At 64.3% G+C, this 16,387-nt stretch carries 16 protein-coding genes; 9 read left to right on the top strand and 7 right to left on the bottom strand.

Annotated features, from left to right (window positions below; translation table 11 throughout):
* Nucleotides 1-99: 99 nt before the first annotated feature.
* Genes SSO01S_RS16395 through SSO01S_RS16390 form a run of 3 tightly spaced genes read left to right on the top strand, consistent with a single transcriptional unit; the run spans nucleotide 100 to nucleotide 1,444 of the window.
* On the top strand, nucleotides 100-342 hold the full coding sequence (locus SSO01S_RS16395; protein WP_066801279.1) for a hypothetical protein: 243 nt from the start codon (nucleotides 100-102) through the stop codon (nucleotides 340-342).
* Nucleotides 339-503 carry a hypothetical protein gene (locus tag SSO01S_RS17655; protein WP_157073831.1) on the top strand — a complete coding sequence of 55 codons (165 nt, stop codon included), beginning with the start codon at nucleotides 339-341 and terminating at the stop codon, nucleotides 501-503. The genes SSO01S_RS16395 and SSO01S_RS17655 overlap by 4 nt, the downstream gene beginning before the upstream one ends.
* Entirely contained in the window at nucleotides 500-1,444 is a 945-nt protein-coding gene (locus tag SSO01S_RS16390; protein WP_066801276.1) for an aldo/keto reductase, read from the top strand. Before SSO01S_RS17655 ends, SSO01S_RS16390 begins: the two co-directional genes overlap by 4 nt.
* Nucleotides 1,445-1,469: 25 nt before the next feature.
* On the opposite strand, the gene SSO01S_RS16385 is transcribed toward SSO01S_RS16390, so the two are convergent.
* Nucleotides 1,470-3,533: a TonB-dependent receptor plug domain-containing protein gene (locus SSO01S_RS16385; RefSeq protein WP_245646866.1), complete on the bottom strand. Its 2,064-nt coding sequence runs from the start codon at nucleotides 3,531-3,533 to the stop codon at nucleotides 1,470-1,472.
* 140 nt (nucleotides 3,534-3,673) lie between these two features.
* On the opposite strand from SSO01S_RS16385, the gene SSO01S_RS16380 reads away from it, so the two are divergent.
* Together SSO01S_RS16380 and alr are read left to right on the top strand one after the other, a co-directional pair.
* A complete protein-coding gene (locus SSO01S_RS16380) occupies nucleotides 3,674-5,260 on the top strand; it encodes an MFS transporter (protein WP_066801273.1) in 1,587 nt (528 codons plus the stop codon).
* Nucleotides 5,261-5,270: 10 nt separating this feature from the next.
* Complete coding sequence (gene alr, locus SSO01S_RS16375; protein WP_066801270.1) at nucleotides 5,271-6,296, top strand: alanine racemase; 1,026 nt, start codon at nucleotides 5,271-5,273, stop codon at nucleotides 6,294-6,296.
* 89 nt (nucleotides 6,297-6,385) lie between these two features.
* Here alr and SSO01S_RS16370 read toward each other — a convergent pair whose 3' ends face one another.
* On the bottom strand, nucleotides 6,386-7,561 hold the full coding sequence (locus SSO01S_RS16370) for an acetyl-CoA C-acetyltransferase (protein WP_066801267.1): 1,176 nt from the start codon (nucleotides 7,559-7,561) through the stop codon (nucleotides 6,386-6,388).
* 29 nt (nucleotides 7,562-7,590) lie between these two features.
* Nucleotides 7,591-8,661, bottom strand: a complete 1,071-nt coding sequence (locus tag SSO01S_RS16365; RefSeq protein WP_157073830.1) for an alpha/beta hydrolase — start codon at nucleotides 8,659-8,661, stop codon at nucleotides 7,591-7,593.
* Nucleotides 8,662-8,674: 13 nt separating this feature from the next.
* Here SSO01S_RS16365 and phaR point away from each other — a divergent pair, with 13 nt between their 5' ends.
* Nucleotides 8,675-9,235, top strand: a complete 561-nt coding sequence (phaR, locus tag SSO01S_RS16360; protein WP_066801259.1) for a polyhydroxyalkanoate synthesis repressor PhaR — start codon at nucleotides 8,675-8,677, stop codon at nucleotides 9,233-9,235.
* 1 nt (nucleotide 9,236) lies between these two features.
* Here phaR and SSO01S_RS16355 read toward each other — a convergent pair whose 3' ends face one another.
* Nucleotides 9,237-10,280: a methyl-accepting chemotaxis protein gene (locus SSO01S_RS16355; protein WP_281178712.1), complete on the bottom strand. Its 1,044-nt coding sequence runs from the start codon at nucleotides 10,278-10,280 to the stop codon at nucleotides 9,237-9,239.
* A 74-nt stretch (nucleotides 10,281-10,354) separates the two neighbouring features.
* Nucleotides 10,355-11,170: a class I SAM-dependent methyltransferase gene (locus SSO01S_RS16350; protein ID WP_066801256.1), complete on the bottom strand. Its 816-nt coding sequence runs from the start codon at nucleotides 11,168-11,170 to the stop codon at nucleotides 10,355-10,357.
* 53 nt (nucleotides 11,171-11,223) lie between these two features.
* Here SSO01S_RS16350 and SSO01S_RS16345 point away from each other — a divergent pair, with 53 nt between their 5' ends.
* Nucleotides 11,224-11,412 (top strand): hypothetical protein, encoded by a 189-nt coding sequence (locus SSO01S_RS16345; protein WP_066801252.1) that lies wholly within the window; start codon nucleotides 11,224-11,226, stop codon nucleotides 11,410-11,412.
* On the opposite strand, the gene SSO01S_RS16340 is transcribed toward SSO01S_RS16345, so the two are convergent.
* Nucleotides 11,409-12,530 (bottom strand): aspartyl protease family protein, encoded by a 1,122-nt coding sequence (locus tag SSO01S_RS16340; protein ID WP_066801248.1) that lies wholly within the window; start codon nucleotides 12,528-12,530, stop codon nucleotides 11,409-11,411. The genes SSO01S_RS16345 and SSO01S_RS16340 overlap by 4 nt on opposite strands.
* A 203-nt stretch (nucleotides 12,531-12,733) precedes the next feature.
* On the opposite strand from SSO01S_RS16340, the gene SSO01S_RS16335 reads away from it, so the two are divergent.
* The gene (locus SSO01S_RS16335) at nucleotides 12,734-13,126 is read left to right on the top strand and encodes a hypothetical protein (RefSeq protein ID WP_157073829.1); all 393 of its coding nucleotides are present in this window, start codon (nucleotides 12,734-12,736) and stop codon (nucleotides 13,124-13,126) included.
* Nucleotides 13,127-13,212: 86 nt separating this feature from the next.
* On the opposite strand, the gene SSO01S_RS16330 is transcribed toward SSO01S_RS16335, so the two are convergent.
* Nucleotides 13,213-14,778 carry a TadA family conjugal transfer-associated ATPase gene (locus SSO01S_RS16330; RefSeq protein WP_174520801.1) on the bottom strand — a complete coding sequence of 522 codons (1,566 nt, stop codon included), beginning with the start codon at nucleotides 14,776-14,778 and terminating at the stop codon, nucleotides 13,213-13,215.
* A gap of 163 nt (nucleotides 14,779-14,941) precedes the next feature.
* Between SSO01S_RS16330 and SSO01S_RS16325 the strand changes: the two genes are divergently transcribed.
* Nucleotides 14,942-16,381: a S41 family peptidase gene (locus SSO01S_RS16325; protein ID WP_066801242.1), complete on the top strand. Its 1,440-nt coding sequence runs from the start codon at nucleotides 14,942-14,944 to the stop codon at nucleotides 16,379-16,381.
* Nucleotides 16,382-16,387 lie beyond the last annotated feature (6 nt).

Raw genomic sequence — 16,387 nt, 5'->3', positions numbered from 1 at the left:
TAAAGATATCTTTATATCAGGTCAACGCGGCAGTTTCGGTTGCGTGTGTAGCGGCGGGTCGGTTAGCGCTGGCCTGACAGGACAAGAAAGGGAATATCGATGCGCAAGGCACTCCTTCTCCCGCTCGCCGCAGTGGCGGTGCTCGGTCTTTCGGCATGCGGAAAGAAGGCCGCGAACGAAGCAGCCGAAGCCAATGAGTCGATGGGCGGCGACAGCAACACGATGGGCGAGGCGGTCTCCGACGTGAACGCAGCCGAGAATGCGGCGTTCGGCGCGGCCGAGAACAGCTATGCCGCCGTGCCGGCCGATGAAGGTGGCGACGCAAACGAGATCATGGAATGACGATCCGCGCTGCTCCACTCTTGTTGCTGCTCGCGCTGGCCGCGTGCGGCGGGAGCGATTCCCCGCCGGGCGGGCTCAGCCGCAGCGAGAACAGGGAACTCGATCAGGCGGCGGCGGCGATAGACCAGAACGCGATGGACAATAAAGAGCAGGCGCAATGAGCGCTGCGCGCGCTTTGGGCGGAAGCGGGCTGGCGACGCCGCCGCTGGTGCTGGGCGGGAATGTGTTCGGCTGGACTGCGGACAAGGCGACGAGCTTTCGCGTGCTGGATGCCTTTACCGATGCAGGCGGAACGATGGTCGATACAGCCGACGTTTATTCGGCCTGGGTGCCGGGCCACAAAGGCGGCGAATCCGAGACGCTGATCGGCGAGTGGCTGCGGAACTCGGGCAAAAAAGTGCAGGTGGCGACCAAGGTGGGGATGCTGCCGGGCGAGGGCGGCGAGAAGCTTGCGCCCAGCCGGATGGCGGCAGCGTGCGAGGCGTCGTTGAAGCGGCTCGGCATCGAGACGATCGACCTGTATTTCGCGCATCAGGACGACGAGAGCGTGCCGCAGCAGGATGTGCTGGCGGCGTTCGCCAGGCTGATCGATGCGGGAAAGGTTCGGGCGATCGGCGCTTCGAATTTCTCGGTCGGGCGGCTGCAATCGGCGCTCGAGGTGGCGGGGCGCGAGGGGCTTCCGCGCTACGGAGTGCTCCAGCCGGAATATAATCTGGTCAGCCGCGACTCGTTCGAAGGGGTGCTGCAGGATCTATGCGTGGCGGAGAATATCGGGGTGGTGCCCTATTACGGGCTGGCATCGGGTTTCCTGACCGGGAAATACCGCTCCCGCGACGATCTCGGCCAGTCCGTTCGGGGCGGGCGCATGGGCGGTTTGCTGGAAGGGACCGGCGCAGCGGTTCTCCGGGCGATGGACACGGTTGCGGAAGAGACCCGCGCGAGTCTGGCGCAGATCGCGCTCGCGTGGCTGGCGGCGCAGCCGGGCGTGACCGCGCCGATCGCCAGCGCGACCAGCGTGGCGCAGCTCAACGAACTCATCGGCGCATGGCATGTCGTGCTGACACCGGATCAACTCGACAGGTTGACCGCGGCGGGAGCGTAGCGGGGCCCTGCCGAAGCGGGTACGGCTAGAGCACGTGCCGCAATTGCAGGAAAAGATACTGGCCCATACGGGACATGCGAGTCTCGCTGAACTGGACCGGGCTGGTGTCGCGCGGCCCCGTATGCACTTCGCGGCTGCTTGCGATCCGCATATTGGACACATTCCCCAGATCGACGCGTACGGTCATCTTCGGATTCGGTTTCCACTGCCCGTAGATCGAGACGAATGGTGAATTATCGACCGCCCGGACCTCGCGGACGCGGTAGGCGGTGAAGCGATCGATGTTGCAGCCATGCTCGAAGCCATAGGAAAAGCGGCCGCCCGACAGGTCATGGTTGAACGAAATGCCGCAACCGAACGGAATTTCCCGTGAAAGCGAGCGATGCGCGCCGGTGAGCGGATCGGTGACCTGGGATTGCTGATACGAGAAGCGTGCGGAGAGCAACGCGTTGGCCATCCCCAGCTTGTCGAAGGGGAGCGTCACCCGGGCTTGGGCGTAATTATACCAGCCGCTGCCGATATTCCCGACCGCATCGAAGCCGCCAACCAGCGGGATGACGTCGATCACGTCCTCGATATCCACGTGCTGAAGCGTCAATTCCACGGCACCCTTGCCCCAGAAGCGGCGTTCGTAAACGGCTTCGTAGGTGGTCAGCTTTTGCGGCTCGAGATCGGCATTCCCGCCCGCGACGGTGCCCAGGTTGATCTCGGTAGAGGCGGAGAAGTCGCCGAAATTGAGCTGCCCGACTGATCGCTCGGCGCGCAGCCGGATCTGGTGGCCCGTGCCGGGCACCCATGTCGCCTGGAAGCGCGGCTTGGGATAGACGAACGACTTTGATCTGTCGGTGTCGCCCGACTGGCGGATCGTCGATTGCTCGACCCTCAAGCCACTTTCGAACGTCAGGGACGCGCTGGGACGAAATGTGGCCTGCGCAAAGACCTCGCCGCGCAATTCGCTGACCAGCACCTCGGCGTTGGGCAATGCCACGGCGGCGGCATTCTGGCTGTAGCTGCTGGCGTTATCGAGGAAGTTGTACGCCGCCTCGCCGCCGCCTTCGAACGACCAGCGGCTGCTCTGCTGATATTTGAGCGTGCCGCGCAAGACACTCTCGCCGCCGAGCGCATCATTGTCGAATTCCGAAGTGGACCCGCTGCCGCTGCGGCTGGACGAATCGTAGCGCTCGCGTGAGCCGCGCTGAAGCGCGGTCAAATTCAATTCGGTGCGAGGGCCAAGCGCCTTCGTCCAGTTGACGCCAAGCTCGCCACTCCATGCATGGTTTACGTCCTGATTGTGATCGTTGAACCCCGGGCCGGAGCGGATCGTGATGTCCTGCATGTTGCTGAAGCTGGTATAGTCGATCAGCGCGTTGACGCGGAGCTTGCCGCCGCCGGCCGGGCGATGGATCGAGCCGCGCAGGCTGCCGTTGCGATAGCGGTCCCACAGATCAAGATCGGCTTCCTGAAACGGCAATCCTGCCGCATCGAAGCGTGTGCGTTGGCCCTTCGCGGTTCCGCTGGTGCGGTCGGTGGTGGCGGAGAAGGCCGCTTCGGTGAGCTTGTCGCCTTCGCGGCGGGAATATTGGGCCTTGAGCAGCGGGCCTGCATAGCCGTCGCGATAGAGATAGATATTGGTCTCCAGCACCATCTGCGTGCTCGCTGCCTTCCTGAGCAGCACATTGGCGATCACCGAGCGTCCCTGCATGTCGATGCCGGGCGCGCCGCCCCGGATCAGTTCGATCCTTTCGACGGCGGTGGCCGGGATGCGCTGCAGTATGTCTGACAGTTTATCGGTCTTGGACGAAGGGCGCCCGCCATCGATGAGCACATTGCCCTGCGCGCCCGCCAGACCGCGCGCTTCGGAATTGCCGGTATCGAGCCCGAAGCCTGGGATGCGCTGGATCATGTCGAAAGCGGTGTTGGGGCTGGACGCCGCGAAGAACTCGGGCGGATAGGTGATGATGCCGGCCTGCGCGCGATCGCTGGGTGTCGCAGCGGATCCGGCTGGCGCCTGCGACGGTGCTTCCTGGGCCAGTGCAGTGCCGGGACAGGCAGCGAGCGCGGTACCTGCCAGTGCGCTCAAGCGATGCATCCCCTGCCTCCCGTTCAGCCGGCATATGTCCGGTCTTTTGTCGGTGTGCTACTGCTTTGCTGCACTGAAGCTGAACAGATTGTCAGCTTGCTGCTTCTCTCGGACGCGCTAAGCTCGCCAAAAGCCGAGGGGAGGCGAGGATGGCTGCTGCGGGCAAGGAGCCGAGCGCACAGGAGATGCGGCAGGTAATCGGCGCGTCCTCGCTGGGCACGATTTTCGAATGGTATGATTTCTTCATCTGGGGGACGCTGACCACCACGGGCATCCTCGGGCGTACTTTCTTTCCCGCAGACAATCCGGTGCTTGGCGATCTTCTGGCGTGGGCAACCTTTGCAGTGGGGTTTGGGTTCCGCCCGCTCGGCGCAATCCTGTTCGGGTTCCTGGGGGATCGGCTCGGTCGCAAATACACGTTTCTAGTGACGATCACGCTGATGGGTCTGGCGACGGCGGGAATCGGTCTGGTGCCGAGCTATGCGGCCATCGGCGTCGCCGCGCCGGTGCTGATCCTGCTCCTGCGCATTGCACAGGGACTTGCGCTGGGTGGGGAATATGGGGGTGCTGCGATCTACGTGGCCGAGCATTCGCCCGGCGGGCGCGCCGGGTTCCACACCAGTTTCATTCAGGCGAGCGTGGTCGGAGGCTTCATCCTCAGCCTCATGGTCGTGCTGCTGTTCAAGCTTGCGCTGGCCGATGTGTGGGATGCATGGGGCTGGCGCGCGCCGTTCGTCTTTTCGGTCGTGCTGCTGGCGATTTCGCTGTGGATGCGGTTGAGACTGTCGGAAAGCCCGGTGTTCAAGCAGATGAAGGAGGCGGGCGAGACTGCCCGCAACCCCTTTGTCGAGAGCTTCACTTATCCGGGCAATTGGAAGCGGCTTCTGGTCGCGCTGTTCGGCATCGCCGCGGGGCTCACGGTGATCTGGTACACGGCGATGTTCTCCGTGCTTTCCTTCCTGCAGCAGCAGATGCATGTGGATTCCACGGCCGCGCAACTGATCTGCGGCGGGTCCGCATTGGGCGGGCTGGTATTCTTCATCTTTTTCGGATCGCTGTCTGATCGCATCGGGCGCAAGAAACCGATTGTCTGGGGTTATGCGCTGACGCTGGTGCTGCTCTTCCCGGTGTTCTGGGTGATCGGCAGCCAGGCCAACCCTGCGCTCGCGGCTGCCTCGGCGCGGGCGCCCGTCGTCGTGTCGGGCCCCGAATGCGCATATGACCCCTTCGCGTCGAAGCAGAGGGACGAATGCGGCAGCGTGCTCGAATTCTTCGCGAAGAAGGGCGTTGCTTACACTAAGGCGGAGGCATCGGCGATCGACGTGACGGTGGGTGGCACCACCGTTCGCGACACCAGCCCGGAAGGGTTGGGCGCGGCGCTGGCGGCGGCAGGATATGACCTGAAGCCGGTCATCCCGCCCGCCCGGAGCATCGCAATCATGGTGGGAGCGATTCTGGTGCTGATGGCGCTTTCCGGCGCTACCTATGGTCCGGTCGCGGCTTTGCTCTCCGAGATGTTCCCGCCCCGGATCCGTTATTCCTCCATGTCGATCCCGTACCATATCGGAACCGGATATTTCGGCGGGTTCCTCCCGTTCATCAGCCAGTCGATCGTCGTGAAGACGGGCGATCCCTATTCGGGCCTTTGGTACACGATGGCGGTGGTCGCGCTGGCGCTGGTGGTCACAGCGTGGGGCCTGAAGGAGACGGTAGCGCCGCCGCGCGCGGCGGGCTAACCGGCTGGGGATGACCGCTCCCCTTCGCCTCCGCCTGAGTCATGACGCGCTCATATCCAACTGGAAGCTCCTCACGAAGCTGAGCGGGAGCGCCGCCTGCGGCGCGGCGGTGAAGGCCAATGGCTATGGGCTCGGCGCGCGCGAGGTCGTCAAGCGACTGGCGGTGGCGGGATGCCGGGATTTCTTCGTGGCGAACTGGGCCGAGGCGCGGGCGATCGCCGATCTGGGCCTATCGGTTTCGGTGCTGCACGGGGTGCGCAAGGAGGACATGGCGGTTGAGCGACCGCCCAATGTGCGACCCGTGCTTAATTCGCAGGCGCAGATCGGGCTCTGGCGCGTGGGCGGAGAGGGGCGCGCGTGCGATGTGATGGTCGATACCGGCATGAACCGCCTGGGAATCGCCCCCGGGGAGATCGGCTCGCTGGACGGGCTGGAGGTAGACACGGTGATGAGCCACCTCGCCTCGGCGGATGAAGACGTCGCGCTCAATCGCCGTCAGCGCGATGTGTTCGCGGCACTTGCCGGGATGCGACCGGGCGCGCGGATGAGCCTCGCCAATTCCGCGGGAATCGCACTGGGGGCGGACTATGCGTTCGATGTCACGCGCCCGGGGATCGCGCTCTATGGGGGGAGGCCGCGCGCTGAGCATGCGGAAATTCGGCAAGTGGTCACGCCCGAGGCGCAGATCATCCAGCGTCGCACCGTGCCCGCGGGCGAGATCGTAGGCTATAACGGCACCTTCACCGCGCCGCGCGACATGGAGGTTGCGATCCTCAATATCGGCTATGCGGATGGCTATCTGCGCTGCTTTTCGGGACGCGGCACCGCGCGTGTGGACGGCGTTGCGATGCCGGTGATCGGGCGCGTCTCGATGGACATGGTTGCGATCGATGTGGACGCGATGCCGGGGCTTGGCGAAGGAGATTGGGTATCGCTCGATTACGCCCTTCCCGAGACTGCGGCGCTGAGTGGCTTGTCACAATATGAACTGATCACCGGGCTCGGGTCCCGGTTCGATCGGGTTTGGAGTAGCTGATCGCCCGGCAGGCGCAGTGAACCCCGACACAAGGCCTGGGTCACGGCGAAACGGAAGGGAGCCCCCGAGGGGGGCGGTTCAGTCCCGGATCAGTCGCGGGCGATACACATGGCGATGCCCATGCCCCCGCCGATGCAGAGCGTGGCGAGGCCCTTCTTGGCGTCGCGCTTCTGCATTTCGTAGATGAGGGTGGTCAGCACGCGCGCGCCGCTTGCGCCGATCGGGTGGCCGATGGCGATGGCGCCGCCGTTTACGTTGACCTTGTTAGCGTCCCAGCCGAGCTCCTTGCCGACCGACAATGCCTGCGCGGCGAAGGCTTCATTGGCTTCGATCAGGTCGAGATCGGCTACAGTCCAGCCGGCCTTTTCGAGCGCGGCCTTGGAGGCGGGGACGGGGCCGATGCCCATGATCGAGGGATCGACACCGGCCGAGGCCCAGCTCTTGATCACGGCTAGGATCGGCGCGCCACGCTTTTCGGCTTCCTCGCGCGTCATCACGACCAAGGCTGCGGCGCCGTCATTGATCCCCGAAGCGTTGGCGGCGGTGACGGTGCCGTCCTTCTGGAAAGCGGGGCGCAAGCCCTCGACGCCCGCGATCGTCGCACCGGCGCGGATATATTCGTCCTGATCGACGATCGTGTCGCCCTTGCGACCCTTGATCGTAACGGGCGCGATCTCGTCCTTGAACCTGCCGGAGGCCCGGGCCGCTTCGGCCTTGTTCTGGCTGGCGACCGCGAAGGCGTCCTGCTCGCCACGGCTGACCTGATATTGCTCGGCGAGATTCTCGGCAGTGATGCCCATGTGATAGCCGTTGAACACGTCGGTCAGGCCATCCTTGATCATCGTATCGATCAGGCTGACATCGCCCATCTTGGTGCCTGCGCGCAGCGCCTGCGCATGGGTGGAGAGCGACATGCTTTCCTGGCCGCCCGCGACAACGATGGTGGCGTCACCGGTCTTCACCGCCTGATAGGCCAGCGCGACCGCACGAAGCCCCGAGCCGCAAACCTGCTGGACGCTCCATGCCGGCACCTCCTTGGGGACGCCGGCGGCCATCGACGCCTGTCGCGCGGGGTTCTGGCCCTGCGCGGCGGTGAGCACCTGGCCCAGGATCACTTCGCTGACTTCCTCGCCCTTCACGCCCGCCTGTGCCAGTGCAGCCTCGATCGCGACGCGACCCAGCTCATGTGCCGGAGTGCTGCCGAAAGCGCCGAGGAAGCTGCCCACGGGAGTGCGCTTGGCGGCGGTAATGACGATATCGGACATGGGAATCGGCTCCGGAAATTGGTCGCCCGCTATTTAGTGTGCACTGCGGCAATTAGCCAGTCGCGGAGTGGCTCCCACAGTTCGGCCTGTGCTCGGCGGCCGACGATCATGCCAACATGCCCCGATCGAAGTGTTGTACTGCCGGGGAGGCTGATTGCGCTCGCGGCGGGCACGATGCGATCGGTCGCAGAGATGAATTCGGTGGCGGGGCAGGAAAGCCGATGCGGCAGAATCCGCGTGCCGCCGATCCACCATCGGCCACGCCCGGGCCGGTCGGCTGCGAAAAAGCGCTCGAACATCTGCTCGCCCACGGCATAGGTGAGCGGCGCGCCGCCATTTGCCCAGTCTTCCAGCGCGACGAAGGCGCGCGCCTGCGCACTTCCCGGCGCCATCGCCGCAAATCGCTCATACTTCGCGATCGTGCGTGCCGGGTCGAGCTGCCAGAAACCTGACTGCAGAACCTCCATGGGGACAAGACCCAGCGCTGCGCAGGCAGGTTGGGCGGCTTCCCACTGCGCCGCAATGGCTGCACGTGCGAGATCGCCGTAGCGCGAGAAGCGCCACGGTGCGGCAATCGCCGCTACGCCCCGCACCGGGCGGAGCGCGGCTGCGGTCAAAGCAAGCGTTCCGCCGAGGCAATAGCCGGCGATGAGCGGCCGCTCGCCCAGCGAATCGATCAGCGGCAACAAGAGGCGCTCGATATGGTGATCCAGCCCTTCGTTGCGCGCTTCAGGCCCTGGGCTGCCCCAATCGACCAGCAGCGGACGCAGGCCCTGCGTCGCCAGCCAATCAAGCAGTGAATTTCCCTCTGCCAGATCGAGCACGAAGGGAGGGTTGATCAGCGAGGGGATGAAAACCACCGGCGGGCCGGAACCGCCATAATCACGCAGGCGCGCCCGCCCCGATTCGGCCACGGCGGGCTTCGGTACGCGCTCCGCAGGCCGCTCGGCCTCCTGATATGCCTTCAATCCGGCAAGTGCGGCATGCCTGCGCGCTGGCGATGTTGCGGTTTCGCTGCGCAACAACGAAAGAAACAGCGGTAGCGGACGCGGGCCGTGTTGCGATGCGGCATGAATCGATGTTAGGTGGCTTTCAGTCATTGGCGGGGTTCCCATGAAGAAAGCAGCAGCTGGCAACGGTCCGGTCATCATCAAAAAGTATGCGAACCGCCGTCTCTACAACACCGAGACTTCGTCTTATATCACGCTCGACCATCTGGCGGCGATGACGCGCGAGGGCCGCGACTTCAAGGTCGTTGACGCAAAGTCCGACGAAGACATCACGCACAATGTGCTGACCCAGATCATCATGGAAGAGGAATCGCGCGGTTCACAGATGCTGCCGGTGAATTTCCTGCGCCAGCTCATCTCGCTCTACGGCGATTCGATGCAGGCGATGGTACCGGGCTATCTCGAAGCCTCGATGGAGAGCTTCCGGCGCAACCAGGAGCAGTTCAAGTCGACTATCGAGGGCGCATTCGCCAATTCGCCCTTCGCGGAAATGGCGAAGCGCAACATGGCGATGTTCGAGGCCGCGGCGAGCGCGTTCAAGCCTGGCCAGCCCGATACGTCGGCAGCAACGCCCGAAGCTCCAGCGGCCGGCGGGGATGACGTCTCTGCGCTCAAGGCGGAACTGGCCAGGCTTCAGGATAAGATCGAAAAGCTGGCGAAGTGAGTTAGCGGCGCGTGTTGCGGGCCCGGAGGCCGCCCAGCGCAGCGTCGATCTCGTCGATGGTCAGCGTCTTCTGCTCGATCACGCAGCGCAGACCCAGACCGTCGAAGCCCAGATAATCCTGCGCGGTTGCAAAGGCGATCGTCGAATCGCCGCGCAACTCTGCGCCGCGTACCGCATTGGCGGGCAGGGGGACGATCTCGCCGTAACGCGAGCCCGAAGAATCGGCGACGACGCGGTCCGACTGGTCGACGATGCTGATCCGCGTGCGGGCCCAATCGCGCTCGCCGAACAGCGATTGATCGGAGATCATCGCCTGAACATGGCTCTCCCAATCGAATTCGAGGTAGAATGCGCCTGCGGGAGTGCCTTCGGCCCCGCGTGCACGGATGCCGCTGACGAAGATCAGAACGGCGCGATTGTCCGACCAGGGATTTTGCCACACTGCATCGGTGAACCAATCGGTGCTCCGCCAGCTTTCCATAGCCTTACGGAACTGGGTTGCATCGGCAAGGTTGGTCTGGCGCACGCGCGCTTGCGGGTTCGAACACATCGTCACGCGACCTTCGGCATCGGCGACAAAGGCGGTGACGTAATAAGGAGAGGTTGCGGTCAGCAGCTCCACCCGCGCCTGTCCGGCTGCCAGAGTTTGCGCTGAAGGGTCCAGTGTGGCTGCGATCACCTCGGCGTCCGACGCCATCAGCCGCAGGTCGAGGCTTCGGCTGTACAGGTGGCGCGTAACGTTCTGGATCAGCGCCTGGGCAAGTTCGACCAGGCGGCTGCTCTCGATCTCGGCGACCATCTCATCGGCGATGCTCGCACCCTTCGCCAGCCGGTCGCCCACTTCAGAGCGGAATTCGTGCGATGCGCCGCGCGCCTGTTGGGCTAGCGCCTTCACTTCCTGCGCCACCACCGAGAAGCCGCGCCCCGCCTCGCCCGAGCGCGCGGCTTCTATCGCGGCGTTGAGCGCAAGCAGGTTGGTGCGGGTCGCGATCTCCTCACTTGTGGAGGCATAGTTATCCACCTCCTCGCGAAGGACGGACAGCAAAGATCGGATACGGCGAGGCATGAGGGCAAGCTAAGCCCGGAATGGTTAACGCGCCCTTCTTCCCGCCAATTTGCTCACGGTTTCACGAACTTGAGCGTCATCCGGTCGCTTTCGCCGATTGCGGCGTATTTCGCGCGATCCACATCTTTCAGTCGATAGGTGGGCGGCAGGGTCCAGACGCCATCGGGCCAATCAGCACTGTCCTTGGGATTGGCGTTGATTTCCGACGCGCCGACGAATTTGAAGCCGGCAGCCTCGGCAGCCGCGCGTACGGTCGATACCTTCAGATAGCCACTGCTCCGCTCGCGATCGCTGCTCGCGCTCTCCGGCAGGCGGTGATCCTCGATGCCCAGTATGCCGCCGCGCTTCAGCATGGCAAACATCTGGGCAAAGGCTTCGGCGGACTTGTCCTGCTCGCCCATCTTCCAGTTATGGACGTTTCGGAAGGTGAGCACGATGTCGGCGCTGCCATCGGGCACGCGGGGCTGATCGTCCGCTGCTGGGAATGCGGCCTTCTTGATATGCCCATAAGCGCCGGCATCCCTGGCCTGGAGCGCATCGACTCCTCTGAACCCGCCCGGCCACGGCGCAGCGGCATATAGGGTGCCCATTTCGCGGGTGAGCGGGGCAAGGATCTCGGTGTACCAGCCGCCGCCGGGCCATATCTCGACCACCGTATCGCCGGGCTTCACGCCAAAGAAGCGTAGCGTCTCCACGGGATGGCGATAGGGATCGCGCGCGCGATTGGCTTCCGTACGTCCGACAGAGGCGACCGCGCCCTCGATAGCCTTGTCCTGCTGGGGAGCCGGAGCCGGTGCGTTGCCGATCGTTGCTCCAGCGATGACGAGAGCCGCTAATCCGGCGGAAAGCAAAGCATAAGGCTGGCGCATCGATCTTCTCTCCCTAGATATCCCTCCGGCAAGTGCGGGGAAACGGGCGCTCGATGCAACAGGAATTATGGACGAGCGTGGGCATCGCTTTGTTGGTCGCGGTGATCGCAGGGTTCGGCGAGCACCAGCGCAAGCGGCGAAGCGACATGGATCGGATCGGGCTGATGCCCTGGCCGCTGATCCAGGTGCTGGCGCTACTCGCGGCGCTGATTCTGACCAGCGTGGCGTTGCACCTGCGCTAATAGAATTGGGCGAGGGTGATCGGGCGTTCGCGGCCGTCGCAATCCTTGAGGCGAACCAGCTTGCCCGGCGGGCCGATCGTCCAGTCGACCTGACCATCGGCCGCGACATCGGTGTGGATGGGAACGTTATCGGCGGCGCAGATCCGCTCGCCCGCACGCCAGCCCGCCGCCTCGGCAGGCGAACCGCGCATGACGTGGAGGATTTCCAGCCGGCCCGACGCATAGTTGACCAGCATCCCGCTGGTCGAGCGCACCACCGTCGGCGCTGCCGGATCGCTCCGAAGCACCATTCGCCCGGCGCGGGGATCGAGCAGGACGCGATATCCGAGCAGCAGGCCGGTGCCGATCCGGCCCGCCATGCCGGTCGTCTGCGAATAGCCATGGGCGGCTTCGATCCGGACCTCGGCCTCGCCGCTCTCGCGTCCGCCCAGCGTGATGCCGGGCAGGATTGCCATGTCGTTGACGACGCCGCCGCCCGCGCCATAGCCGAGCGTGGTGGTGAGGCGGACGCTGGCGGGGCGCACCGCTGCCCAGGATTCGTGGGTGAGCGTGAGCGAGGAACCGTCGCCGGTATCGACCAGAATCGGGCGCAGGTGCCGCCCGTTGATCGAGATTTGGGTGACATATACGCCGGCGCCGCGCGTGCGCGCGAGTGGTGCGGTGTCTCCGGTGAACGGCATCCGCCCGCTGGGCAGGATGCGGAATCGGCGCGCGGCATAATCGATGTCGAGCGCGCAGCAGTCGAGCAGATCGGCACCGATATAGATGTCGGCGGCGAGCCCGGTGAGCGTGGGCATGTCGGCGATCGCGATGCGCCCGCCGCTGCGGCTGAGCCCGCCGAACGAAACGCGGGGGGCCTCGGCCAGTTCGATCGAGACAGTTCCACCGATCGCCGCCGCGCGACCCTTCTTGATGGGCTTTAGCCCGAGCGTACCCGCGAAACTGCGCGTGACCAGGCTGGTGCTGACGCCGGTGTCGAGCACAGCACGCGCGTCGCGGCCTTCCACCTGCATCGTGAAGCGAATCTGGTTGGACGCGGTCAGCTCAAACGGCACCCAGCGCGCTTCGCTTTCGGGCGCGAGAACGGGGACCTGAAGGGCGAGGAGAAATGGCAGCATAGCTGAAGTTTAGCGCCGTTCCGGCTCGCTGGGGAGGCGCCTAACGCATTGTAATATCATTACTTATAAGAAACGAAAATTCTGACAGTTGATATTAAGGTTAAGGTCCTTACTAGGTTTCTTGCTGGGAGAAAATATACAGCCTTTATAGTAATATAATGGATATTTCTCAGCAATGAGGGTCATCTCCGGAGGAGGATAATTTGCGTAAGATTATAATAGCGGGCGCGTTTGCACTGGCGATGACGGCAATGCCGGGCGTGGCTCAGAATGCGAAGGTGGTCGACGTTGTCATTCCGAATCAGCATGTTCAGGCAAGCTGCGTCACGATGATGAAGGGTTGGGAGCAGACCAACCCGATCAACCCCGTCTCCAGTTTCCGGTCCGCTTTCAGGAACGAAGGCAAATACCGCATGGTGATTCTCGCCAAGAAGGCGAGCGGTGAATTTTATTCGACCGGTGATCTGCAGCCGGGTGAAGAACGCAAAGTTCGTGTCGGCGACGGTACGAAATATGCGTGGGCGCTGGCCGGTGGACGCCACCATTGTCTGCGGGCGTTCACGCTGCAAAACGGTGTGACCGAAGTCTTCAAGTAATCCGCATATGTCGTGGGAGCCATCGCGAGGTGGCTCCCATCGACATCGCCCAGCTTTTGCTGGACCGGATCGATGTCGGTCGTGCCCTAGAGGCACGCCTCCAGCATCGCCTGGTCGAAGCCATATTGCTTGGCCTTGTCGAGCGTATAGGGGCGCAGGCCCATCGAGCGATATTCGCCGATGATCTTGCCGTCGGCGCTTTCGTCCAGATATTCGAACTTGAAGAGCTCCTGCGTCACGATGACGGGGCCTTCCATGCCGATCACCTCGGTGATGTTGGTCACGCGGCGCGAACCGTCGCGCAGGCGCTTCACCTGGATGATCAGGTCGACCGAATCGGCGATCTGGCGCGAGATCGCTTCCTTGGGCACTTTGATGTCCGACATCATCACCATGTTCTCCATACGCGCCAGCGCTTCGCGCGGGCTGTTGGAGTGAAGTGTACACATCGAGCCGTCATGGCCGGTGTTCATGGCAGAGAGCATGTCGAAGCACTCGCTGCCACGAATTTCGCCCAGGATGATCCGGTCGGGGCGCATACGCAGCGCGTTCTTTACCAGATCGCGGATGCTGATCTCGCCTTGACCTTCCAGGTTTGGCGGGCGCGTTTCGAGCGGGAGCCAGTGCGGCTGCTGCAGCCGGAGTTCGGCCGCGTCCTCGATCGTCAGCACGCGCTCGCCCGGATCGATCATCTTCGAGATGGCGTTGAGCATCGTCGTCTTGCCCGAGCCGGTGCCGCCCGAGATGACGATGTTGAAGCGGCTGGCGCCGGCGATCTTGAGCATTGTCGCCATCTTGGTCGACATGGATCCGCCCTGTGCCATCATGTCGAGCGTGATCGGCTTGGCGGAGAATTTACGGATCGATATGGCAGTGCCGCGCAGGCTGAGCGGCGGAACGATGACGTTGACGCGAGAACCGTCCTTCAGGCGGGCGTCGGCGAGCGGGGTGGTTTGGTCGACTCGGCGGCCGACCGAGTTGCAGATTCGCTGGGCAATCTGAAACAGATGCTCTTCGTCGCGGAAGCTGATATTCGCGAGCTCAAGCTTGCCCTTGCGCTCGATATAGGTCTGCTCCGGACCGTTGACCATGATGTCCGAAATGGCGGGATCGGCGAGCAGTTCTTCGAGCGGCCCCAGCCCAAGAAGTTCGTCGACCAGCACCTTTTCGAGCGCAAATTGCTCGCGGCGGTTGAGCGTCAGCTTCAGCTCAGCGAGCACTTCGCCGATGATCGGGCGAAATTCTTCGGCCAGCTCGTCTTTGGTGAGCGTGGCGGCAGCTTCGGGGTCGACGCGTTCGAGCAGGCGCGGGAGCACCTGTTCCTTGATCCGGTGGATCGATGCTTCAAAGCCTTCGACGCGGCTGTTGCCTGCATCGCCCGAGGCTGCCTGACGCTCGGCAAGGCGCTGAAGCGCATCGGAATTAGCGAGGCTGTTGCCGCCTGTATCGCGTTCGGGCGCAGATTCCGGGGGCGGTGGGGCCGCACCCGCGCCGGGAAGCGGCACGTTGATCGGCGGGAATTGCTCACCGCCTATGGGAAGGGGATCCGCGGGGCGAGGCGCGCTGCCGCCCTGCATCGGGCGCGCCACGCCGAAGGCCGGCCGCCCGCCCGTACCGCCCCCCAAACCGCTGCGTCGTCCGAATGCGCTCACGTCAAACCCTGCATGACCCTATTGGCGGATAGGGTTAGCCGGGGAGGATTGAGAATTGACTAACCAATCGCGAACCCGCCCGTTTCGACGAATCTTGCGCGCAGAGGGCTGGCGGGTATGGCGCAGGCCAAATATGCGGCATCAGCTTCAGGGAGGGAACTGAATGTCGTTGCTCGCTGCTTTGCTGTTGCTTCAATCCGCGCCGGGAGTATCGCCGCCGCCCGCCGATTGGGCCGCGCGGTTGCGCGAGGACGCGACGGCCTTTCGCGACGCGGTGATGGATTCGCATCCCGGGCCGGTCAATGCGGAGGACCCCGGTTTCACTGCTCGGCTCGATCGCGCTTATGCCCGCGCCCTCGATCGCGCGCGCACTGCCGCCGCTTTTCCGCATTATGTGTGGGCGCTGCGGGAGCTGACTGCCGCGTTCGATGACGGCCATGTCGGCGTCGAGGCCGCGCAAGCGGAGGTGAACAGCTATCCGTGGCGCTATCGCTGGGCCGGGATCGTCACTGCGCTGCGCGGCGATGCGCATGTCGTCGTCTCGAGCGAGGAAGCAGCGGTGCCCGCAGGCGCAGTACTGGAGCGGTGCGACGGGCAGGCGGCGGATTCGCTTGCAGCCGATCGGATCGGGCGCTTCTCCGGCCGCTGGGTGCTGCGAAGCCGGCGCGAGGCGAACAGTGGTGCGCTTCTGCTGCCGGCCGACAATCCTTGGCTGCCCACGATCCGCACGTGCAGCTTCGCCGTGAAAGGCGCGCGGCGCACGGTGAAGCTCAACTGGCGCCCGCTCACGGCGGAGCGGCGGAGTGAGTTGCTGGCCGCGGCAACCGGCACCCGTTTCACCACCGGCATAGGGATCGAGCGGCTTGGCGACGGTACTGTCTGGATCAACGCGGGGAGCTTTGATGGCAATGTCGAAACCGAACAGGGCCGCGCTCTGGCGGCGATGACCAAGGAGGTCGACCGCTGGGCGCCCGAGATCCGCAGCGCGCCGCGGATGGTGTTCGATCTGCGCGGAAATGGCGGCGGCTCCTCGACCTGGACCAACGCGATGGCGAGCTCGCTATGGGGTGCCGCAACCGCTGATCGCGCGGTACCGGATACGGCGGTGGACTGGCGGACGTCCGACGCCAATTACAATACGGTGACCGGCTATGTGGAGCGCTTCACCCGCACGCGCGCGTCTAACGAGCAAGCCTATCAATGGGTGGTCGCGATCGAAGCCGGGCTTCGTAGCGCGCGCGAGCGCGGCGATAAGCTGTGGCGTCAAGCCGCGGACGTTCCTCCACCCGCCAATCCTTTGGATCCGAAGGTTACGGCAAAGGCGTTCGTGTTAACCGATTTCGGCTGCGCCTCCGCATGTCTCGACGCCGTTGATCTGCTCACGGCGCTGGGCGCGGTTCAGGTCGGCCAGGAGACCTCGGCAGACACGCTCTATATGGAGATACGCGGACAGGCCCAGCCTAGCGGCGCGCGGGTCTGGATCCCGATGAAGGTGTATCGCGATCGCAAGCGCGGATCGAACGAGCCCGTCCAGCCGACGCATCGTTGGACGGGCGATATGGGCGATACGGAGGCGATACGCCGGTGGATCGCTGGCCTCTAGGGAACC

It is taken from the genome of Sphingomonas soli NBRC 100801, assembly GCF_001591025.1.
In the GTDB taxonomy this organism is placed as follows: domain Bacteria; phylum Pseudomonadota; class Alphaproteobacteria; order Sphingomonadales; family Sphingomonadaceae; genus Sphingomonas; species Sphingomonas soli.
Note: the sequence above shows the minus strand (reverse complement) of the source record. Positions and strands in the feature narration are given on the sequence as shown.